This window comes from Mycobacterium montefiorense (genome assembly GCF_003112775.1).
In the GTDB taxonomy this organism is placed as follows: domain Bacteria; phylum Actinomycetota; class Actinomycetes; order Mycobacteriales; family Mycobacteriaceae; genus Mycobacterium; species Mycobacterium montefiorense.
In genome coordinates, this window is the sequence record NZ_BFCH01000021.1 from 114,053 (window position 1) to 135,145 (window position 21,093).

Genomic DNA, 21,093 nt, shown 5'->3' on the forward strand with positions numbered 1-21,093 from the left:
GGATAGAGATGTCAGATAGCACAACACAATTCACAGTTCCCGCCGTCGCCCAGGCCGTCGCGGCCACGATCGGCGACCGGGACCTGCTGATCCAGGGCGATCGACGATTCAGCTACGCGCAGACCATCGAGCGGTCCAACCGGCTCGCCGCGTACCTGCATTCCCGGGGTCTCGGCTGCCACACCGAACGCTCCAACCTCGCCGGTCATGAGGTGGGCCAGGACCTGCTCGGCCTGTACGCCTACAACGGAAACGAATTCGTCGAGTCGTTGCTCGGTGCGTTTGCGGCGCGAGTGGCCCCCTTTAACGTCAACTACCGCTACGTCAAGAGCGAGCTGCAGTATCTGCTCGCGGATTCGGGTGCGACCGCGCTGGTCTACCACGCCGCGTTCGCACCGCGGGTGGCCGAAGTCCTGCCCGACCTTCCGCAACTGCGCGTGCTGATCCAGATCGCCGACGACTCGGGCAACGATTTGGTGCACGGCGCAGTCGACTACGACAGCGTCATCGGTTCGACTGCGTCGAAGCCGCCGCCGGTACAGCACTCCCCCGACGACCTGTACGTGCTGTACACCGGTGGCACCACGGGGATGCCGAAGGGTGTGCTGTGGCGTCAGCACGACATCTTCATGACGTCCTTCGGCGGCCGCAATATGATGACCGGCGAGCCCTCCATCTCAGTCGACGAGATCGTGGCGCGGGTCGCCGGCAGCACCGCCACCAAGTTGATGATCTTGCCGCCGCTGATCCACGGTGCGGCGCAGTGGAGTGTGATGACCGCTCTGACCACCGGGCAGACCGTCGTATTCCCTTCCGTCGTACACCATTTGGACGCCGAGGACGTGGTCCGCACGATCGAGCGCGAGCGGGTATCGGTAGTGACGGTGGTCGGCGACGCGATGGCCCGGCCATTGCTCGCCGCAATCGAGCAGGGCATCGCCGACGTGTCGTCACTGGGCGTGATCGCCAACGGCGGCGCCCTGCTGACCCCGTACGTCAAGCAGCGCTTGATCGAAGCGCTGCCCAATGCCGTTGTCGTGGACGGGGTTGGATCGTCGGAGACCGGGGCGCAGATGCATCACATGTCGGCGTCCGGCGCGGTGTCCACCGGCACCTTCAACGCCGGCCCGGATGCCTTGGTGGCGGCCGAGGATCTGTCCGCGATCCTGCCGCCGGGACACGACGGAATCGGCTGGCTGGCCCAACGCGGTTACATTCCGCTCGGGTACAAGGGCGATGCGGCCAAGACCGCCGCCACCTTCCCGGTCATCGACGACGTGCGGTATGCGGTTCCGGGCGACCGGGCTCGCCACCGCGAGGGCGGCAGCATCGAGTTGCTGGGCCGCGATTCGGTGACGATCAATTCCGGCGGCGAGAAGATCTTTGCCGAGGAGGTCGAGACCGCGATCGCGTCGCATCCCGCGGTGGCCGACGTCGTGGTGGCGGGGCGGCCCAGCGAACGTTGGGGTCAGGAGGTTGTCGCCGTCGTCGCGCTCGCTGAAGGAGCGCACGCCGATACCGATGACCTGGTGGCCCACGCCGCGCAATCGCTGGCTCGCTACAAACTGCCGAAGGCGATCGTGTTTCGTCCCGTCATCGAGCGCAGCCCGTCGGGCAAAGCCGACTACCGGTGGGCCCGCGAGCAAGCGGGACAGGGGAATTCATGAAGCACCAGGGTCGTACCGCCGTCGTCACCGGTGCCGGGTCCGGAATCGGTCGCGCCTTGACGCAAGCCCTGACTCAAGACGGGGCGCACGTCGCGGCATCCGACATCGACAAGACGAGCCTGGCCGAAACCCAGGCAATGTGCCGGTCCGACCAGGTGAGCACCTATCAGGTCGATGTCGCCGACCGCGACGCGGTGTGCGGGTTCGCCGAGGATGTACGCCGCGACCTCGGGCCTGCCTCGATGCTGTTCAACAACGCTGGGGTCGATCTGTTCGCCAGCATCGCAGACATGTCCTGGAAAGACTTCGACTGGCTCGTCGGTATCAACATCGGTGGCGTGGTCAGCGGGACGAAGGCCTTCCTGCCGCAGCTGATCGAAGCCGGCTCTCGCGACCGGCCAGCACGGTTGGTCACTCTGTCCAGTGCCTTCGGTCTGATCGCAGTGCCCTACCAAGGCGCTTACAGCACTTCGAAATTCGCGGTGCGAGGCTTCACCGAGGCACTGCGCCAGGAGATGATCATCCAGGGCCATCCCGTGACGGTGCATTGCGTGCACCCGGGGGTGGTGCGCACCAACTTCGGGACAAACATGCGCACCGCGGACATCGAGGATCCCGAGCAAGCGGCGAAATATTTTCAGCGGATGGCACTCACGTCTCCCGAAAGGGCCGCTCGGGCCATCCTGCGGGGAGCCGAGAAAAACAAGCCCAGAATCCTGATCGGGCCCGACGGGCGTGCGATGGCGGCGATGCCGCGTCTGCTGGGTGTCCGATACGCCGACCTGATGGCGTACGCGGCGAGGCTGAATCCCAACACCCGCTAGGCGCGCGGGCCGCCCTTGAGCCGGCGACGGGTACGAGCCCGCGTCACGCGCATCATCGCGTCGGCATACATCCGCATCGACTTTCCGAACGGCGGGGCAGCGCCGCCGGTGACACTGAACGGCAGGTCGCTGCCCACCACCGACCGGTGATGGCTGAACGCGTCGAAGCCGGCCTTGCCGTGATACGCGCCCATCCCGCTGCGACCCACGCCGCCGAACGGCGCGGCTGACGGAATCATTTGTGCGGCAAAGTCATTGCGGGCAACACCACCACTACGGGTGTTGCCGATGAAGTTGCGGAAGTCGGCGTCGTCGGGTCCATACCAATAGGCCACCAGCGGCGCCGGTCGCGCATTGATGTAGTCGATGGCTTCGCGCAGGCGGGTATATCCCTTGACCACAAGCACCGGACCGAAGATTTCCTCGCTGGCGATCAACATCGCGTCGTCGATGTCGCGGACGATGGTGGGCGCGATCTTGCGGGAACCGCGGTCGGGCAATGACTCCCCTTCCGGTGCAATGGTTTCCACGGTGGCACCGTTGACCCGCGCGTCTTCGATCAGACCGACGACCCGGTCGAAATTCGCCGCATTGACACTCGAGCAGTAGTCGTCGTTGGCCACGATGTTGGGGAACATGCCGCGCAGTGTCTCGCGCGCGACGCCCACGAACGTATCGATCTGGTCGTCGGGGACGAAGACGTAGTCGGGACACACGCACACCTGTCCCCCGTTGACCATGCGGCCCTGCGCGATCCGGGCGGCGGAACGGCGGATGTTGGCAGCGGGCGCGACGACGACGGGGTTCTTGCCGCCGAGCTCCAGCGTCACCGGAACCAGGTTCTGCGCGGCCGCCCGTTGCACCAAGGCGCCGACCGAGGGCGACCCGGTGAAGAACAGATGATCGAACGGCAGCGTGGAGAACACCTCGGCGACTTGCGCATCGCCGGTGACGATCGCGAGTTCTTCGGAATCGAAGTAGTTCGGGGCGGTCGCCTTCATCAACTCGGCTGTGTGGGAGGTGATCTCCGACATCTTGATCATCACCCGGTTACCCGCGGCGAACGCCGTCGCAGCCGGCAGGATCACGAGGTTGAGCGGGAAGTTCCACGGGCCGATGATTCCGACCACGCCGAGCGGCGACGGCTGGACCTCAGCACGCAGTCCGAACAGCCCGGCCGCGCGCATCAGCTTGGTCGCTCGCATCCATTGAGCAACATGGGATCTCGTGTGCTCGATCACCGAGATCATCCCGATGACCTCGGTGAACAATGTTGCCGCCTTGGACCGGGTGCCGAAATCGGTGGCCATGGCGTCGACAAAGGCGTCAGTGTTGTCGAGAACGAGCGCCATCAGCCGGTCGATGCGGTTGCGCCGCAGCCCCAGGGACGGCGGTCCGTCGGCGACGAAGGCCCGGCGCTGGGAGGCCAGGATGGCGGCCAAGGCTGCCCGCCGCTGTTCGACGGGGCTGTCAGAGCGTTGATCGAGTGTGCTCATTGTGACCTCGCTAGGCGACCGCTACTTCCCACGACGCTGCTGATGGTATGCCCATATTGTCTACTGTAATAATTACAGTACGATCTTACGTAATACTGTTCCGTTCGTGCCGAGATGGAAGAAGATGCTGGAGATTTAGGTGACGACCAACGTTCACACCGCCGGCACCGGCGGCCAAACCGTCGATCTGCGCGACCCCTACCCGTACTTCGCGCACCAACGTCGTCAGTCCGGTGTTTTCCGCGGGACAGTGATGGATTACACCAAGACCCCCGAGGCCATGCTGCCCAAGAACGAGTACTCCGCGGTGTCGTTCAACGCGGTCAACACGGTGTTCCGCGACGGCCGGGTGTTCAGCTCCAAGCCCTACGACAAGACGATCGGCCTGTTCATCGGTCCGACCATCCTGGCGATGGAAGGCAAGAAGCATCGCGAACACCGCAACCTGGTGTCGGCGGCATTCAAGTCCAGGGCACTGGCGCAGTGGGAACCGACCATCGTCCGGCCGATCTGCAACGCGCTGATCGACGAGTTCATCGAGACCGGCAGGGCGGACCTGATCCGGAATTTCACGTTCGAATTCCCCACGCGCGTGATCGCCCGGTTGTTGGGCTTGCCGGATCAAGACCTGCCGATGTTCCGCAAGCGGGCCGTGCAGTTGATCAGCTACCACGTCAAATACGAGCAGGCCTTCGAGGCGTCGGCGGCGCTGAAGGACTATTTCACCGAGCAGATCGAGCAGCGAAAGTCCAAGCCCACCGAGGACATCATCGGCGATCTGGTCACGGCCGAGATCGATGGCGAAAAGCTGACCGATGAGGCGATCTACTCGTTCCTGCGACTGCTGCTGCCCGCCGGGCTGGAAACCACCTACCGGTCCTCGGGAAACCTGCTCTATCTGTTGATGACTCATCCCGAACAGTTCGCCGCGGTACAAGCCGACCACCAGCTGATCGGCCAGGCGATCGAGGAGGGCCTGCGCTACGAGACGCCGCTGACCACCGTGCAGCGGTTCACCACCGAGGACACCGAACTGGAAGGCGTGACGATTCCGACGCGCTCGGTGGTCGGCGTGTGCATCGGGTCGGCCAATCGCGACGAAACCCGCTGGGAACGGGCGGAAGAATTCGACATCTTCCGCAAGGCCACGCCGCACATCTCGTTCGCCGCCGGTGAGCACACCTGCCTGGGTCTGCACCTGGCGCGGCTGGAAACTCGGGTCGCGGTCGAATGCCTGCTGAACAGGTTGACCAACTTCACCGTGCTCACCGATGACGACCCGCACATTCACGGTCAGCCCTTCCGATCGCCGACTGCGCTTCCCGTGACGTTCGACGCCAAGTAGCGTCCGCGGTTAAGAAACGTACGGCCTGACGACGACGGAGTTGGTGGGAGAAATGGTCAAGGTAATGCAGGGCTTTCGGGTCCTCGAGCTCGCACAGTTCACGTTCGTCCCGGCGGCGGGCGCGATCCTCGCCGACTGGGGCGCCGACGTGATCAAGGTCGAGCACCCACTGCGGGGCGACACGCAGCGCGGCTTCCTCAACATGGGCGGCATCCAGGTCAACCCCGACCGGCATCCGCTGATGGAGCACCCCAACCGGGGCAAGCGCAGCGTCGGGATCGACGTGTCCACTCCCGGCGGCCAGGAAGTGATCTACGAGCTGGCCAAAACCTCCGATGTGTTTCTGACCAACTACAAGCCGTCTCAGCGGCAACAGCACAAGTTCGACGTCGAGCACATTCGCGCGGTGAACCCGAACATCATCTACGCCAGGGGTTCGGCCTATGGCGACAAAGGCGCCGAGCGCAACGTTGGTGGCTACGACGGCACGGCGTTCTGGACGCGCAGCGGCATCGGCTATGCGCTGACTCCCGAGGAGTTGGGCGGCGCACTGGGGCAAGGCATTCCCGCGTTCGGCGATTCCATCGGCGGCATGTTCATCGCCGGCGGTATATCGGCCGCGTTGCTGCATCGCGAACGCACCGGTGAAGCAGTCGAACTGGATGTGTCGCTGTTGAGCACGGCGTGGTGGGCCGCAGGCGCCAGCATGACGCAAGGCATGGAGACCGGAGAGGTGATGCGCACACCGATGCCGGGATCCGCCGGCGCGATGTCGGTGAATCCGTTCATGGGCAACTACGAAACATCTGACGGCGGCACGATCAACCTGTGCATCATCAGCCCGACCGGCGTGATCCGGGATACCTTCGAGCACCTCGGCATCCCCGAGGCCGCCGACGATGAACGCTTCTCCGAGGTGCTGCCGTTGATTCAGAACGCCAACGCGGCCGTCGAGCTGATCGCGAAGGCCTTCGCCGCCAAGCCCTTTGAGTACTGGCGTCAGCACCTGAAGACGATGAAGGGCCAGTGGGCGCCGTTCCAGAGCCTGCTCGACCTGGCGAACGACGAACAGGCCATCGCCAACGACATGATCGCCGAAGTCGAAGTCGCCGCGGGCGGGGCGCCGTTCAAGGTCGTCCGCGGCCCAGTCCAGTTCAACCACGAGCCGCTGGAAACCACCCGGGCGCCGCAGGCCTCCGAGCACACCGAGATCGTTTTGATGGAGATCGGTATGGATTGGGACCGGATCGAGGAACTCAAGAACGCGGGAGCCATTGCATGAATGATGTCGCGATCATCGGGGTCGGCCTGCACCCGTTCGGCCGGTTCGAGGGCAAGTCGGCGATGCAGATGGGTGTCGACGCCATCCTCGCCGCGGTCGCCGACGCCGGGATCGCCTGGCAGGATGTCCAATTCGCCACCGGCGGCAGCTGGACGGTCGCCAATCCGGATGCGATCGTTGGCATGGTCGGGCTCACCGGCATCCCGTTCACCAATGTGTTCAACGCGTGCGCGACGGCGGCCAGCGCGGTCAAGACCTGCGCCGACGGAATCCGGCTGGGCGATTACGACATCGGCATCGCGATCGGCTTGGACAAGCACCCGCGTGGGGCGTTCACCGAAGACCCGGCACTGGTGGGCATGCCGAGCTGGTATGCGGAGAACGGGCAGTATCTGACCACCCAGTTCTTCGGCATGAAGGCCAATCGCTACCTGCACGACCACAACATCTCCCAGGAGACGCTGGCCAAGGTGGCCGCCAAGAACTTCCGCAACGGCGCGCTGAACCCGAATGCGTTTCGCCGCAAGCCGATGTCCGAAGAGAACATCCTCAACTCGACGATGCTGAACTACCCGCTGACCCAGTACATGTTCTGCGCACCCGACGAGGGCGCCGCAGCGGCGGTGATGTGTCGGGCCGACATCGCGCACCGCTATACCGCCAAGCCGGTCTACCTGAAGGCGGTGGAGGTCCGCACCCGGCGTTACGGCGCCTACGAGGTCAACACCACCTGCGCTGCGGTCGAAGAAGACGTGGCGCCAACGGTTTACGCCGCGCGTTCCGCGTTCGAGAAGGCGGGTGTGGCTCCCGGCGACGTCGATGTGATTCAGCTGCAGGACACCGACGCCGGCGCCGAGGTGATCCACATGGCCGAGTGCGGGTTCTGCGAGCACGGCGAGCAGGAAAAACTGCTGGCCGCCGGTGCCACCGAGATCAACGGCCCCGATGCCCGTCAACACCGACGGCGGGCTGATCGCCAACGGCGAGCCCATCGGCGCGTCCGGGCTGCGGCAGATCCACGAAATCGTCCGCCAACTTCGCGGTGAAGCGGGCGATCGCCAGGTGCCGGGCAATCCGAAGGTGGGGTTCACCCAGTTGTACGGCGCCCCCGGCACTGCCGCGGCGACCATCCTGACGACCTGACGGGCTGCTCGTCGGGTCAGGAGACCTTCGCCGCCGGCGGTGAGTAATTGGGCTTGCCGAGCCCAAGCACGTGCTGCGCGATCATGTTCCGGAACACCTCCAGCGTGCCGCCGTAAATCCCGACCAGCGGGGCAAAGCGGTACGCGTACTCGGCGCTGCCGTCGTCGGCGGCGCCGTCGGCCCCGAACGGCAACGACGCCGCGGCACCGTGCAGGTCCATCAGTTCCGGGGAGACGTCCCGCATCGTTTGTGCGATCGCGACGCGCCCAAAGATGCTGGACGCGCTCAACGCAGCCTCAACTCGAGCGAAGCTGCGTCCCAGGCGATATGCCACCGACTTGTCTTCGCTGCGCCGGTGTCCGCCGGCGTCCGGCTGCGTGACGCGCGCCACGGCGTTGTCCACTGCGGCTGCCATGAAGCCGGCCTGGTGCATCATGATCGAGTTGTCCTGCAAGCCGTCGGGCGCGGCCGCCACGGCGCCATGCTCGACGTTGAGTGGCTCACGCAGCACCGTCCATCCACCGTTGACGTCACCGAGCCGGTATTTGTCGTCGACACGCACGTCGCTGTAATAGACGATGTTGGTGCGGTCGCCGTCGACCGTCCGAATGCCCTGGATCTCGATGCCGGGCAAGTTCAGCGGAACCAGGAACATGGTGATGCTCTTATGCTTTCGCGCCTCGGGGTCGGTGTTGGTGATCAGGAAGACATATTGGCAGTTGTGCGCGCCGGTGGTGAACATCTTCGAGCCGTTGATCACCCAGCTGTCACCGTCGCGCACCGCGCGCGTCTTGCAGGTGGCGATATCGGAGCCGCCTTCGGGTTCGGTGTAGCCCAGGCACAAACGGACGTGGCCACTGAACACCTTCGGCATCACGTCCGCGACAAGCTCGGGTTTGCCGAATTTCTCCACCGAACGCGCCACCATCGCGGTGGTGCCCCACGTCACCCACGGCACATGCGCCCGGCGTTTCTCCAGCTCCCAGATTCGCCGCTGCACCCGGCTGAACCCGCCGTCGGACGACGGCTTCCATTCCTTTTCCAAATAGCCGGCGGCCCCGAAAGCCAGGTGCACACCCTCGTCGAAGTTGTCGCCGGTCTCGCGGTCTCGGCGAATGACCTCGTCGGTCACCTGCGTTGCCAAAAAGCTTCGGGCTTCATCGAAAAAGGCCCTATCCTCGTCGGCTAGCTCGACGCGGGAGAAATCCATCGGTTGGCTCCTGTCCTAGGCGCGGGCGGCCTGGGCCGCACTCTCGCGGGCGGTCACGATCTCGGCAACCCGGGTGGCGGTGGCCCCTGGGTCGCCGCCGGCCAGCGGCCAGCCGCGGGCGCGCACCAGGTACGCGGTCGCGGCGGCCTCCGACGAAACACCAAGGCCGCCTTGAATATGGACCGCCATGGTGGCCGCCTTCGCGGCCTCTTCTGCCATGAACACGAACGCCGACGGCGCCAGCTCGGGACGCTCATCGGGCTCGTTGTCCAAGAACCACGCGGCACGGCGCGCCAAGTTGCGCCCGCCCGCAACGGTGATTGCCATGTTCGCCAACGGGTGCGAGATGCCCTGTAACGTCGAGATGGGCACACCCAGCGTGTAGCGGCTCTTGGCGAACTCGGCCGCTATCGTCATCGTCTCCTCGACCAGGCCGACCAGCGCCGCCGCGGTGAGCAGTCTCCATTCATCCAGTGCACGTTCGTATTTCGCGAACGCTTCGGATCCATGAGCCACGACGGTCCGGGTATCGGCGACGGCCGGGTCCACCCACGCCATCGGTAACCGGCCGATGTTATCGACCTTGGCCGGGCGGGTACCAAAGGCCAGGCGGACGATGTCGTCCCCGTCGCGAGCGACGATATGGTCGGCGATCGATCCGGTGGGTATCAGGCGGGGACCGGACACACTGTCGATGCGTGCGTCCAGGGCGGCGAGCTGTTCTCCGTTGATGATGCCCGCGGTGTCATCGCTCAATACGCCGAGGCTGGCCAGCAACCGCGCGGCACAGACGTGGTCGATCCACGGAACCGGAGCCAGCGATCGCCCGATCTCCTCTGCCACCAGAGTGAGATCCACCAGCGTGGCGCCGTCGCCCCCGCAGGACTCCGGCAGCGCCATGGTGGTGGCGCCCATCGCACAGAGCCGCTCCCATAGGTCCTTGTCGAAACCCGAAGCTTCTGCGGCACGGACCGTTTCGATCGGGCAGTGCGTCTTGAAGAACTGCTTGTAGACGGTCTGCAAATCCACGTGGTGTTCGGACAGGCTGTAGTCGATCCTGCGCAGTTCGTAACGGTCCATCGTCAGTGCTCCTCTTGAGGGGTCGGCGCGGCGCCGAAGAAGAAGTCCTCTGCATTGTTATAGAGGTAGTTGTCCAGCACCTCGGCAGGAAGGTCCAGCGCACGTGCTTCGGGGATTACCCGGTGCATCCGCAGCACCGGCCAGTCCGACGCGTAGATCACCTTGTTCGGGCCGCGGGTTCGCATGTAGTGCAGCAGGCTTTCCGGTAGCCGCTTCGGCGACCATGCCGATGTCATCAGCCGAAGGTTGGCGTACTTGAGCATCAACCGGATCGCGACGTCCCACCACGGGTCGGCTCCGTGGATCATGCACAGCTTCAGTTCGGGGAATCGCACACACACCCGGTCCAGGTGAATGGGATTTTGTACCTCGCCGGGGATCGGCGGCCCGGGCAGGCCGGTGTTCACACACAGTGGCAGCTCGAGCTCTGCGCACTTCGCATAGAGCGGGTAATACACGGCATCACTGGGCGGATACTGGCCGTCGCCCCAAAAGCTAGGTCCTACTACGGCATAGGCGACTGGCAGGTCGGCCCGGATTGCGGCTAGTTCGCGCAGCGGCTGCACCGGGCGCAGCAGATTGATGCCCCCCATCGCCAACGCGAACCGATCCGGTTTGGCGTCAACGAATTTGCGCGCCGTCGTCGACGGGCTCGCGAGGTTGTCCATCAGGATCGCCTTGCGCACACCGTGGGCGTCCATCTCGTCGAGCAACTCCGACAAATCCACCGGCTCGAACATCGATTTCGGGCCTTTGAAATAGTCGTCGCGAACCTTCAGCATCCAGTTGGGCTGCGAGCCGGTCTCGCCGAAGTGCACATTGATCAGGCAGTCGATCGCTTTGTCGGTCATCCGCGTCCTTCCGCATCGACGCCGGCCAGTGCGGGATCCGAAAGCTGTTCTGCAGCAGCCTGGGTAGCCCACCGGTAGTTTGGTTTGCCATTGCCGAGACGTTGAATCTGTTCGACGAACAGGATTGCCTTGGGCGCTTTGAAATGAGCCAGCTGCGACCTACACAGGGTGGCCAGCTCGGCGTCCTCGACACCGGCGCCCGGCGCCACCGCGACCAGCGCGACGACTTCCTGGCCCCACCGCTCACTGGGCCGGCCCACCACCAGCGCGTCGGCGACGCCGGGGTGGGTGCGCAGCACCTCTTCGACCTCTTCCACGAATACCTTTTCACCGCCGGTGTTCACCACCAGCGAATCGCGTCCGAACAGGCGCAGGGTGCCGTCGGATTCGATGCTCGCCCGGTCGCCGGGGATCACCACCCGTAGGCCGTCGACCTCGGGAAAGGTGCGCTCGGTGGCCTCAGCGTCGTTGAAGTAGCCCAACGGAATCCGGCCGCTGCGCGCCACCCAGCCGATCTCGGGATCGCCGGGCTCCAAGAATCTGCTGCGATCCTCCGACACCACCGCGCCACCCTCGCGGAGCGCGAAGGTCTCACTCTGGGTACCGCGCTGACTGTGCCCGAACCCCATGTTCCCGGATTCCGACGAGCCGTAGCCGTCGATGATGGTGAGCTGTGGCAGCTTTTCCATCAGTGCGGCTTTGAACTTCGAATTCGTTGCGGCCCCGCCGGTTCCGATCCCGTTCAGCTTCGATAGATCGTAGGAACCTCGCGTCAACTCGGCGACCAACGGGCCGGCGTAGGCGTCGCCCACCATGGTCATCATGCCGACTCCTTCGCGCTCGGCCGTTTCCCACACCGCGCGCACGTCCAATTTCCCCCGGCCGTCATAGAGCACCGCCGTGAACCCGTTCATGATCGCCGAGAAGGCGGTCCACATGCCGGCGGCATGCATCAGCGGAGACACCGCGAACCACGACTGACCGCCGCCGCGTACCTTGGCGTGGATCTCGTCGACGCTTGCGTGGTCGGCGCCGACCATCGATGCGACGTACATATCGCTTTGACGCCACAGGACTCCCTTGGGACGGCCCGTCGTCCCGCCGGTGCACATCATGATCAAGTCGTCGGGCGATCCCGGGGCGGGCTGGCCCGAGCCACCCTGCGCCAGCGCATCATCCAGCGATACCGCGCCCGGCAGTTCGGCGGCGCCGCTGCCATCGTCGATCGAGATCATCAGCTCGGCACCGTCGCTCGGCAGCACCTCGGCACACCGCGCGCCGAGCGAGGAATGATAGATGATGCCGCGGGGCCGAATGTAGGTGAGCAGATCGGCGATCTCCCGCGGCGAATAGCTGTAGTTCACGTTGACCGGGACCACCCGGGCTTTCAGGCACCCGATCACCGCGTCCGGGTAAAGGTCGTTGTACATCAGCAGCGCGACACGGTCCTGACCACACTCCCAGCGGTTCAGCGTGTCGCGCTCTCGGTACGCCCCGAAGCCGTTGGCGTTCAAGAAGTTCGCCAACCGACTGGTCCTGCTGGCCGATTCGGCGAAGGTGCTGCGCCGCGTTCCGCACACCGTCATCACCCGGTCACCGATGACGTCCGCGATGGCGTCGAGAACAGCCCCGACGGTCCATTCACTCACGGGCCACGCTGCCTACGCCGCTACAGTGGCTTTGACACCGAGCAGATCTAACGCGTTGTCGCGCATGATCTTTCGGACGTCCGATGCACTGAAGTCTTTGAGTTTCTCGGCGAACGATACCGGCAGCTCCAGGCCTTCGCCGTGCGGCCAGTCCGAGCCGAACAGGATTTTGTCGACGCCGATCACCTCGGCCAGCTCCGGCAGGTCGTCCTCGTAGTACGGGGCGATCCACACGTTGTTGCGCAACTGCTCCACCGGGTCCTCGGGGAAGTCGCGCGGCTGGGTGTTGGCCGCCTTCTTCAGGCGCTTGACGAGCCGATGCACGAAATACGAACCATTTTCGATGCTGACCGCCTTCAGCTTTGGATGCCGGGTGAACACACCGTGCACGATCATCGAGGCCATCGTGTCGTGAATGGCACGGTCGTCGAGCAGCACGTTGTCCAACGGGTCCTTGGCACCAAACCCTTCGAACGTCGCCTTGCCGCCCCATGCCGCCGCGATGTGCAGATAGCCGCTGTCGCTGAGGTGAAATCCCACCGGCACTCCCGCCTCGGCCAGCCGGGCCCAGACCGGGTCGTGGCTGAGATGCCCCAGCGACCGCGGCTTGACCAAGCCGGGCACCGGCGCCGGACGCACCAACACCAGCTTGGCTCTCCGGGCCAACACGAAATCGACTTCTTCGAGGGCCTTGACCGGGTCGGCCAGCGAGATGATCGGCGCGGCAACGATCCGGCGATCCGGACGGTCGAAGCCCCAGTCCTCGTCGAGCCACAGGTTGAACGCGTGCACCGACGCCATCGTCGCGTCGATATCGTGCTTGAGCGCCTCTTCGACCCCGCACCCGAAGGTCGGCAACATGAAGACGGTGTCGATGTCCTGGGTGTCCATCACCGAAATGCGGGCGTCGCGGTTCTGATACTCGGGGTGTTCGGCCATCCGCTCGACCTTCATCAGCGACGCTGGATCGACGCCTTCCGGGATCTCACCGCGGAACAACAGGTCGAGGCAGCCGGGCACGATGATCGGGTCGAAGGTGGGGTTCGGGACGAAGTGGTTGACCTGCCCCCCGATCACAGCCAATGTGCGCTTGCCCTGACTGACCATCTGCACGCCACGGCTCTTGAACGCCTTGTCCAGGTGGCGGGTGAACGAGTCCAACGGCTCGTAGTAGTGGTTGTCGACGTCAATGGCCTTGTAGCTCAAGCTATTCATGATCTTCCTTCCCTGGTACTAAGCGTCTGTCGGGCGCAGTGATGGAAACTGCGGGGGCCGCTTCTCGAGGAAGCTCGTGATCCCTTCGATTACGTCCGGCCGCGGCAGAGACTCCTGCAGCAGGGCGTCGGCAAGCGAAGTGGCGTCCACGACATCGCGGGTGGTGTCGCCATAGACCTGACGCTTGATCACCGCCATCGATGTGGGTGAACAATTGGCGGCCATGTCCTCGGCGTATTCCAGGACACGCTTCATCAGGTCGTCGGCCGCGACGACTTCTTTGACCAGGCCCAGCTCGGCGGCCTCCGCCGCGAGGAACGTGCGAGCGCTCAGCAACAGATCGAGGGCGACGGCCATACCGGTCAGACGCGGAAGGATCCAGGAGATGCCGAATTCGGCGATCAGTCCGCGGCGCGCGAACACCGCGCCGAACTTGGCGCCTGCGGCGGCGAACCGGACATCGCACATCAGCGCCTGGGTCAGACCGATGCCGACACACGAACCGTTGACGGCGGCGATGACGGGCTTGCGCAGCGTGGTGACGAAGTGCGGCGGCCGTTCGCCGACCAAGTCGGCGAGGTTCGTCTGGCCGGCCTTCTCCATCGATTCGCCGACCTTGGCCGCTGGGCTCGGCGCGCCGAGGTAGGCGCCGGCGCAAAATCCTCTGCCCCGGCCGGTCAGCACGATCACCCGGACGGTGGGATCGGATTCGGCGCGGTCGATGCCGGCGTAGAACCCGGCCGCAATGTCGGGCCCCCACGCATTCAGGCGGTCCGGACGATTGAACGTCAGGATGGCGACCCCGGCTTCGGTGGTCTCGTAGAGCACCGCGTCGTCGGCTTGAGAGTCCTGGGAGGCACTGTCGCTGCCGGCCATCTTCCGCGGTACCTCCTCATGGTTTAACGACGGGATTCACTGGGCTTTGTACCCATACTGTATACCTATCGGTACTGCATTCCACAACTCTGTCCACGGGCTCGCGAACCCACGCCAAACAGCGGATTTCACGGATCTGAAGCGCGGTCGGAGCGCACTGAATGTGCCTCACATTGTTTGGGACGGCGACTCGCCGGGTTACCAACCCGAGGACTTGAACAACCGGCAGCTGAGGGGATCAGTGCGTGAAGGCGGCAGCAAAAGCGATTGTGCATCGGGTGAAGCAAGCGCGCTCAGCGATTCTGAAGATCGAGGTGGCGTGGGCGGGCTTGCAACTTCTGCTCGCGCTGGGATCGATAGGCGCCCTCGTCGGACTCGTGGTGTGGGCACGACGGCGTCGAACCCGCGGCGAACCTGCGCAGGTGGACACGGCCGCAGCGCCTGCAGTGGACGGCGAACGGAGCGCGCCGGTGGGCGTCACTTCGGCGAAAGCAGCCGCGAACGGGCTGATCAACTGATGCTGTGGCGAGCGCCACTCCCGATCGGGTTTTCCCGCATCCAGTGATCGGGAAGAGGTACTGGAAGCACCCACTAGGCAGGAGGAGGGAAACGCCAATGGTTGACATCATCAAGGGCGTCATGGATGACGTTGTGGGCAAGGCCAAGGAAGTAGTCGGTACGGTCGCGGGTCGCAACGACTGGATCAGCGAAGGTCAGGCGCAGCAGGACAAGGCGGAGGCGCTGCGTAACGCCACCAAGAACGAGGCTGAAGCCGATAAAGCTCGTGCCGAGGCGAAAATTCACGAGGCACGTGAGCGCGCCGAGCAAAATTAATCGAAGCGCATACGCGAGGCCCGGTCACCGATTCGGTGGCCGGGTCTTTACATAGGCATGCAGCACAAGGGTTTTGGCTACGATTCGAGGAGGCCGAGCCGGCGGTAGGCCGTCTCGATTTGGGCTTTGGCCTCAGCGGGCAGCTCCGCTTGCGGTGGCCGCGAATGCGGGTAGGCACCTATCGGCAAGCCCAGCACCGAGGCGGCGTATTTGAACGCTCCTCCCCAGTGGGTGAAGTAATCCGATCGTCCCGGGTAGCAGGTCCACCACGGTCCGAGGTCGAGATCGAATTGGTCCAACCCGGAATCGCGGCCGTAATCCATTGCCTCAACCAGCTTGTCGGACAGCACGAGGTCCCAATACTCGGAAAACAGTCGCCGCTGCGGAGTTTCGAACAGGTAGCCCGCGGTACCCAGCTGTGCCGGACAGACGATCCCGTCGCGCAACCATCCGGCGCGGTAAACCGTCTTGTCACATTCCCACACCACCAGGCCGGGTGCCAGTTCATGCAGCATCCGGCTGCTCGCCGGCCGGAACGCGCCCTCCTTGGTGGCGCACACCGCGGGCACCTCGTGATAGATCTGGGCACTTTCGGCCGGCGTCAGCACATAACCCGAAGACGGGGAATTGAACATGCCCAGTGCGATATCCGTGCGCGCGGCGACGTATTTGAAGAACCGCAGCACGCCTTCGCCGCCGTGGGCCTCCATCATCGGCGTTTGGATGTACGCGATGTCTGCGCCCGCCTGCTGGGCGTGCAGCGTTAGGTCCAAACAGTCCTTGGGCGCCATCGCGGCGGTACAGGCTTGCACCACGACGCCGGGATTGATACCGCGCGCCTCCTCGACCGCCACCTCCAACAGACGTTTGCGCTCATCGAGGGTCAGCGACCAGAACTCGGCGATTCCGCTGGTACACCACAACATCGGGTGTCCGAGATCACCGACGCAGTAACGCACCAACGTCCGATAGGCGTCCTAGTCGATGTCGTCGCCGTCGGCGCCGCAGAACGGCGTGTAGAGGGAGTCGCCGATACCCCGCAACGCTCCGCGCGCCCACGTGCGCGCCTGCGAAGCTGTCGCCATAGTCCACTCCTTCTGTCGGCCAAGCGATTTGAAATCAGATGAAGTCTGATCCACCGTCGACGTTGATGTTCGCGCCCGTCATGTAGGAGTTGCGCCGCGACGCGAGGAACGCGACGACGGGCCCGATCTCTTCCGGCAGGCCGGCCCGCAGCATATGGGCCGGATGTCCAAAGTGCTTGGCAATGGCCTCCATCAGGCGATAGGGATCGTTGCCGTCGACACCGACCGAGTCGGCCCAGCCGACCAACGACTCGGACGCAATGCTGCCTGGTGACACCACATTGACCAGGATCTCGTCTTTGGCGAGCAACAGGGACAGGTTTTTCGAGACGCTCGTCAGCATCGATTTGGCCGCGGTGTAGGCGGGCAGCAGGACGCTTTGCCGCTGGGTGGAATGCGCCGAGAAGTTGACGATCCGCGCCCATTGGGCCTTGCGCAGCAACGGAAGCGCCGACCGCACGCAGCGCACCATCCCCATCACACCGTCTTCGACGGACTCACGCCACTGTCCGTCGGTGAGGTCTTCGAAACTGCCCGGTGCTCCCGGTCCGACCGTGTTGATCAGCACGTTGAGTTCGCCGTTCCATCGGGCGGCAATCTCGCCGAACACTCTGTCGACGTCGGCCGCATCGCCGATGTCAGCGGCGATGCCCAGGGCATCCGGACTTCCGCGATCCGTCAAGTCGGTCACCGCGCTATCGAGAGAGCCGCGAGTTCGGCCCACCAGCGCCACCCGGGCACCGTCCTCGGCGAGGCAACGGGCCGCGGCCAAACCCATGCCGTGGCTACCACCGACAACGACCGCTGTCGCATTCGCCAGCCCTAAGTCCATCGCGATGTCCGCGGCTGATCCGGCGGGGCAGCCAATGGCTTACGTCCGGTCATCTTTGCCCGTTCAGCCGCATATACCAAAAAGCCTACGATAGGTATTACAGTAGCAGATGGAAAAGCGTACGAGAGCCCGGTTGACGGTCATACCCGAACGGCGACACACCTACATATACGCAGGTGGGAGCACATCTGCGGAGTAGATTTGGTTCAATCGGTGGCACGGTTGCAGACCGTACGCACAGGATACATTTTGATGGAGGTGCCGGTAGTGGCAAAGCAGGCAACCGCTGATAAGCGTCAACGGCGCGAACGCGGGTCCATCAATCCCGATGACATCATCAGCGGCGCATTCGAACTCGCGGAGCAAGTATCGATTGACAACCTGAGCATGCCGCTGCTCGGCAAACATCTCGGCGTCGGTGTTACCAGCATCTACTGGTATTTCCGCAAGAAGGACGATCTGCTCAATGCGATGACCGACCGCGCGTTGAGCAAGTATGTGTTCGCCACGCCCTATGTCGAGGCCAGCGATTGGCGGGAAACCCTGCGCAACCACGCGCGCCTGATGCGTAAGACGTTCATGGGCAACCCAATTCTGTGCGACCTGATATTGATTCGCGCCGCGCTGAGTCCGAAGGCCGCGAGACTGGGCGCCCTGGAGATGGAGAAGGCGATCTCCAATCTGGTCGAGGCCGGCCTGTCGCCCGAAGACGCCTTCGACACGTATTCAGCGGTGTCGGTCCACGTCCGCGGCTCGGTGGTGCTGCAGCGCCTCTACGAAAAGAACCAGTCCTCCGACGTCGGTCCGCGCGCGATCGAGGATGCCGTCTCCATCGATCCCGAAAAGACTCCGCTGCTCGCCCAGGTGAGCCGGATAGGTCACCGGATCGGGGCGCCGGACGAAACCAATTTCGAGTACGGCCTCACCTGCATCCTGGACCACGCCAGCGGGTTGATCGACGAGGGATCGAAACCTGCCAAGTCGTCGACATCGCGGGCGAGCAAGACCACGAAGTCCTCTGCTCCACGCAGCCGGACCAAGGCGACCGCAGACCGGTAGCCCGGTCGCCTGCCTCGAAACCGGTTACTATGCTTCGGGTTCCGGCACATGGAAGTGTTCGTCGCGCAACCGGAACGCCTCTTTGGTGCCGTGCTGGGCCCGGGTCTTGACGAAGTTGAATTCGTCCGGCCCGAATTGCAGGTTGGTGCCGTAGGCGTGGAAGAGATAGCTCGCGACTTCCTCACCGTTATAGGCCTGGCTCTGCTCGACGAGGCGGAACGCTTCCTTGGCGATGACGACGCCGTCGGCGGGCATCTTCGCTGCCTTCTCGGCCCAGTACCGGGCGCGCGCGGTCACCGCGCCGGGATCACAAGTGTCGGTGAAGATTCCAAGATGTTCCAGCTCGCCGGCCGCAATGACGTCGCCGGTCAGCAGCAGGCGCCGAGCCACGACCGGCCCCAGCCGATGGAAGAACATGTGCAGGCTGCCCAGCGCGGGGCCCAGGAAGCGCGTTGCCGGCATGCCGATCTTCGTGTCGCGCGCGATCACCGAGATGTCGGTCATCAGTGCCATCTCGAAGCCACCGCCCAGCGCGTAGCCGGAGATCTCCCCCACCGTCACCTTCGGAAAGCCCATGAAGTTGTGGTAGAAGCTAAATGATTTGCGGTCCACGGTAAGTTGTCTGCGTTGACTGGGCCGGTACTTGGCCGCGGCATCGTCGGGCGCCTTGGTCTTGTCGCCGTACCAGCCGTACGCGTTGTTCATGTCGGCCCCGGTGGAAAAGACTCCTTCGGCGCCACGCAGCAACACCACGATCAGATCGTCGTCGTCGGCCACCTGATCTAGGCAGCGGCCGACGGCCTCACGCATGGCCGCGTCATAGGAGTTGCGCTGCTTGGGATTATTCAGTGTGATCGTCGCGATTCTTTTGCCGCGATCGACCTCGAAAAGCACGCGATCGTCGTTCGAGGCAGTCATGTAGCGGATTCCTTTCGCCGCCGGCCGAATCTGTATCCGGTCAGCTTGTCAGGTTGCGAAGCCAGGGTGTTGACCTCGCCGGTACACAGCACTTCGTCGCCGAGCAGCAGCCGCGCCGTCGACTCGATACCCCGCTCGACCTGCGACCGGACAATGTCGAAGCGCAGCTCGGTCAGCAGCGGCGTGGGCCGGCGAAAGGTCACGTACAGCGAGCGTGTCTTGCCGGACAGCCCCATCACACAACTGTGGTGCTGGATGACGCAGTCGAAGAAGACGGACAGAAAGCCACCGTGGACCAGTCCGGGCGGACCCTCGTAGGCCAGCGGAAAGACGACCCGCCCGGCGGCGGTGTCGGCGCCGAGATGATCGAAGGCGTATTCGGGAAAGGACGGGTTGTAGGCGCCGATATCGGTGGCGTGGTTGAGATAAACCCGGCGGGGATCATTGTCGACGTCACCGATCCGCGGCGCGTGGTCCTGCGGGGCCGCCGATGTGAGCTCGCTCTCCCATTCGCCGAACTTCGCCAGCATGGCATCCACCGTCGGGTGCGGATGTTCGAGCGACAGCAGCAGCGAGGTCAGGCGCCTCATCGCGCCGGCAGCCGCCACCGTCTGAGCAAGGGGCACCTCGCCGAATTTCGCGTCATCGGCGCGTATCGGTGTCGCTTCGCCCATTCGCGCCGCTCCTTCTCATCACCGTCGGCTCTGCATCGTCGCCGGCGCGGAGCCATGCGACCCTCTTTCACCGGGTATCAACGGAGTTGTTCCGTCGGCAGCGTTTCCTTGATAGCTTATACAGCGTATCAATCGCATTGCCTACTGTATGGGTAACTGTATCGCTGAGAAAGGCCGGATTCGACGGTGCGTAACGACGCCGATGCGGCCGACGCCGAGGGGTCGGTGACTGCACGCCGGGATGGCGCGATTCTGCGACTAACCATCGATCGCGTACAACGACGTAATTCGTTGACCCACTTGATGATCGAGACGCTGGTCGGTGCGCTGACCGATGCCGCCACCGACGACTCGTTGCGCGCGATTCACCTGAACAGCGCCGGCGATGACTTCTGCTCTGGCGCCGATTGGGTCGCGACCAATAGCGGCGCCGGGCAGCGCCCGCGCACCGGCGATCTGGTGCGCAGGATTCCGCACGCCGCCCACCGGCTGATCGAGCTCGTGCAAACCATCCAGCTCCCGGTGGTCTGCACCGTGCGCGGCTGGGCGGTAGGCATGGGTTGCAATCTTGCCCTCGCCGCCGATTTCGCGGTGGCCGCCACCGACGCCGTGTTCTGGGAGCCGTTCATCGAACGTGGATTCAGCCCGGATTCCGGTGCCACCTGGCTGCTCCCCCGACTGGTCGGCGTGGCGAGAGCGCGACGCCTGCTGCTGCTCAGCGAGAGGCTCAGCGGGTCGGACGCGGCCGACTGGGGGCTGATCCACCAGGCCACGGCCCCGGCCGAACTCGACAACGCCGTCGAACAGCTGCTGACGCGACTGGCTGACGGACCCACGGTCGCGATCGGGCTGGCCAAGCAGGCCCTGAGCTACGGCCAGCACGCGTCGCTGAGCCAGTCCATGACGCAGGAACTGTTCAACCTAGAATTGTCCTGTCGGACAACAGATTTCAAAGAAGGCCTAGAAGCCTTTCGGCAACGACGTACGCCGAAGTTCGATGGACGCTGACCAGATGGGCTTTCGGTCGCACCGGGCGCTAGACGAAGGGAACAC

18 protein-coding genes and 2 pseudogenes are annotated in these 21,093 nt (G+C 64.3%); 9 read left to right on the forward strand and 11 right to left on the reverse strand.

The genetic code is table 11. The features are described from left to right. Positions 1-8: 8 nt before the first annotated feature. Positions 9-1,667 carry an acyl-CoA synthetase gene (locus tag DB708_RS20220; RefSeq protein ID WP_108925030.1) on the forward strand — a complete coding sequence of 553 codons (1,659 nt, stop codon included), beginning with the start codon at positions 9-11 and terminating at the stop codon, positions 1,665-1,667. After that, positions 1,664-2,491 (forward strand): SDR family NAD(P)-dependent oxidoreductase, encoded by an 828-nt coding sequence (locus DB708_RS20225; protein ID WP_108925032.1) that lies wholly within the window; start codon positions 1,664-1,666, stop codon positions 2,489-2,491. Before DB708_RS20220 ends, DB708_RS20225 begins: the two co-directional genes overlap by 4 nt. On the opposite strand, the gene DB708_RS20230 is transcribed toward DB708_RS20225, so the two are convergent. Then, positions 2,488-3,924: a coniferyl aldehyde dehydrogenase gene (locus DB708_RS20230; RefSeq protein WP_235616870.1), complete on the reverse strand. Its 1,437-nt coding sequence runs from the start codon at positions 3,922-3,924 to the stop codon at positions 2,488-2,490. The two genes, DB708_RS20225 and DB708_RS20230, sit on opposite strands and share 4 nt — an antisense overlap. A gap of 202 nt (positions 3,925-4,126) precedes the next feature. On the opposite strand from DB708_RS20230, the gene DB708_RS20235 reads away from it, so the two are divergent. The 3 genes and pseudogenes from DB708_RS20235 (at position 4,127) to DB708_RS20245 (ending at position 7,757) form a co-directional block, all read left to right on the forward strand. Further along, a complete protein-coding gene (locus DB708_RS20235; RefSeq protein WP_108925036.1) occupies positions 4,127-5,332 on the forward strand; it encodes a cytochrome P450 in 1,206 nt (401 codons plus the stop codon). Positions 5,333-5,396: 64 nt separating this feature from the next. After that, positions 5,397-6,614, forward strand: a complete 1,218-nt coding sequence (locus DB708_RS20240; RefSeq protein ID WP_108925279.1) for a CaiB/BaiF CoA transferase family protein — start codon at positions 5,397-5,399, stop codon at positions 6,612-6,614. After that, a pseudogene (locus DB708_RS20245) lies at positions 6,611-7,757 on the forward strand (thiolase family protein). The gene DB708_RS20240 and the pseudogene DB708_RS20245 overlap by 4 nt, the downstream one beginning before the upstream one ends. A gap of 16 nt (positions 7,758-7,773) precedes the next feature. On the opposite strand, the gene DB708_RS20250 reads toward DB708_RS20245, so the two are convergent. From DB708_RS20250 to DB708_RS20275, 6 genes are read right to left on the reverse strand one after another with little or no spacing between them, the layout of a single operon-like run. Continuing rightward, positions 7,774-8,967: an acyl-CoA dehydrogenase family protein gene (locus tag DB708_RS20250; RefSeq protein WP_108925038.1), complete on the reverse strand. Its 1,194-nt coding sequence runs from the start codon at positions 8,965-8,967 to the stop codon at positions 7,774-7,776. 15 nt (positions 8,968-8,982) lie between these two features. Then, positions 8,983-10,047, reverse strand: coding sequence for an acyl-CoA dehydrogenase family protein (locus DB708_RS20255; protein ID WP_108925040.1), 1,065 nt, complete (start codon positions 10,045-10,047; stop codon positions 8,983-8,985). Positions 10,048-10,049: 2 nt separating this feature from the next. Further along, entirely contained in the window at positions 10,050-10,898 is an 849-nt protein-coding gene (locus tag DB708_RS20260; protein WP_108925042.1) for an amidohydrolase family protein, read from the reverse strand. Further along, on the reverse strand, positions 10,895-12,547 hold the full coding sequence (locus DB708_RS20265; RefSeq protein ID WP_108925044.1) for an acyl-CoA synthetase: 1,653 nt from the start codon (positions 12,545-12,547) through the stop codon (positions 10,895-10,897). The genes DB708_RS20260 and DB708_RS20265 overlap by 4 nt, the downstream gene beginning before the upstream one ends. Positions 12,548-12,559: 12 nt before the next feature. Beyond that, entirely contained in the window at positions 12,560-13,762 is a 1,203-nt protein-coding gene (locus DB708_RS20270; RefSeq protein ID WP_108925046.1) for an amidohydrolase family protein, read from the reverse strand. Positions 13,763-13,780: 18 nt separating this feature from the next. Then, positions 13,781-14,638 (reverse strand): enoyl-CoA hydratase, encoded by an 858-nt coding sequence (locus DB708_RS20275; protein ID WP_108925048.1) that lies wholly within the window; start codon positions 14,636-14,638, stop codon positions 13,781-13,783. Between the two features lie 245 nt (positions 14,639-14,883). Here DB708_RS20275 and DB708_RS20280 point away from each other — a divergent pair, with 245 nt between their 5' ends. Both DB708_RS20280 and mbp1 read left to right on the forward strand, forming a co-directional pair. Further along, complete coding sequence (locus DB708_RS20280) at positions 14,884-15,156, forward strand: hypothetical protein (RefSeq protein ID WP_108925050.1); 273 nt, start codon at positions 14,884-14,886, stop codon at positions 15,154-15,156. A 97-nt stretch (positions 15,157-15,253) separates the two neighbouring features. Beyond that, entirely contained in the window at positions 15,254-15,472 is a 219-nt protein-coding gene (gene mbp1, locus DB708_RS20285) for a microaggregate-binding protein 1 (protein WP_108925052.1), read from the forward strand. Positions 15,473-15,549: 77 nt separating this feature from the next. Here the strand turns inward: mbp1 and DB708_RS20290 are convergent. After that, a pseudogene (locus DB708_RS20290) lies at positions 15,550-16,557 on the reverse strand (dihydrodipicolinate synthase family protein). 34 nt (positions 16,558-16,591) lie between these two features. Next, positions 16,592-17,389, reverse strand: coding sequence for an SDR family NAD(P)-dependent oxidoreductase (locus DB708_RS20295; protein WP_108925054.1), 798 nt, complete (start codon positions 17,387-17,389; stop codon positions 16,592-16,594). Positions 17,390-17,641: 252 nt separating this feature from the next. Between DB708_RS20295 and DB708_RS20300 the strand changes: the two genes are divergently transcribed. Continuing rightward, a complete protein-coding gene (locus DB708_RS20300; protein WP_108925056.1) occupies positions 17,642-18,448 on the forward strand; it encodes a TetR/AcrR family transcriptional regulator in 807 nt (268 codons plus the stop codon). Between the two features lie 27 nt (positions 18,449-18,475). On the opposite strand, the gene DB708_RS20305 is transcribed toward DB708_RS20300, so the two are convergent. Both DB708_RS20305 and DB708_RS20310 read right to left on the reverse strand, forming a co-directional pair. Then, positions 18,476-19,366 (reverse strand): enoyl-CoA hydratase/isomerase family protein, encoded by an 891-nt coding sequence (locus tag DB708_RS20305; RefSeq protein WP_108925058.1) that lies wholly within the window; start codon positions 19,364-19,366, stop codon positions 18,476-18,478. After that, positions 19,363-20,040: a hotdog family protein gene (locus DB708_RS20310; protein WP_108925060.1), complete on the reverse strand. Its 678-nt coding sequence runs from the start codon at positions 20,038-20,040 to the stop codon at positions 19,363-19,365. Before DB708_RS20310 ends, DB708_RS20305 begins: the two co-directional genes overlap by 4 nt. A 186-nt stretch (positions 20,041-20,226) precedes the next feature. Between DB708_RS20310 and DB708_RS20315 the strand changes: the two genes are divergently transcribed. Beyond that, positions 20,227-21,048, forward strand: a complete 822-nt coding sequence (locus tag DB708_RS20315; protein ID WP_108925062.1) for an enoyl-CoA hydratase/isomerase family protein — start codon at positions 20,227-20,229, stop codon at positions 21,046-21,048. Positions 21,049-21,093: the final 45 nt, after the last annotated feature.

Excerpts from the sequence above, each read along its gene's own strand:
- DB708_RS20310 (WP_108925060.1), bottom strand. The coding sequence starts at position 20,040 with ATGGGCGAAGCGACACCGATACGCGCCGATGACGCGAAATTCGGCGAG.
- DB708_RS20220 (WP_108925030.1), top strand. The coding sequence starts at position 9 with ATGTCAGATAGCACAACACAATTCACAGTTCCCGCCGTCGCCCAGGCC.
- DB708_RS20300 (WP_108925056.1), top strand. The coding sequence starts at position 17,642 with ATGGAGGTGCCGGTAGTGGCAAAGCAGGCAACCGCTGATAAGCGTCAA.
- DB708_RS20305 (WP_108925058.1), bottom strand. The coding sequence starts at position 19,366 with ATGACTGCCTCGAACGACGATCGCGTGCTTTTCGAGGTCGATCGCGGC.
- DB708_RS20260 (WP_108925042.1), bottom strand. The coding sequence starts at position 10,898 with ATGACCGACAAAGCGATCGACTGCCTGATCAATGTGCACTTCGGCGAG.
- DB708_RS20250 (WP_108925038.1), bottom strand. The coding sequence starts at position 8,967 with ATGGATTTCTCCCGCGTCGAGCTAGCCGACGAGGATAGGGCCTTTTTC.
- DB708_RS20275 (WP_108925048.1), bottom strand. The coding sequence starts at position 14,638 with ATGGCCGGCAGCGACAGTGCCTCCCAGGACTCTCAAGCCGACGACGCG.
- DB708_RS20240 (WP_108925279.1), top strand. The coding sequence starts at position 5,397 with ATGCAGGGCTTTCGGGTCCTCGAGCTCGCACAGTTCACGTTCGTCCCG.
- DB708_RS20295 (WP_108925054.1), bottom strand. The coding sequence starts at position 17,389 with ATGGACTTAGGGCTGGCGAATGCGACAGCGGTCGTTGTCGGTGGTAGC.
- DB708_RS20225 (WP_108925032.1), top strand. The coding sequence starts at position 1,664 with ATGAAGCACCAGGGTCGTACCGCCGTCGTCACCGGTGCCGGGTCCGGA.
- mbp1 (WP_108925052.1), top strand. The coding sequence starts at position 15,254 with ATGGTTGACATCATCAAGGGCGTCATGGATGACGTTGTGGGCAAGGCC.
- DB708_RS20255 (WP_108925040.1), bottom strand. The coding sequence starts at position 10,047 with ATGGACCGTTACGAACTGCGCAGGATCGACTACAGCCTGTCCGAACAC.
- DB708_RS20270 (WP_108925046.1), bottom strand. The coding sequence starts at position 13,762 with ATGAATAGCTTGAGCTACAAGGCCATTGACGTCGACAACCACTACTAC.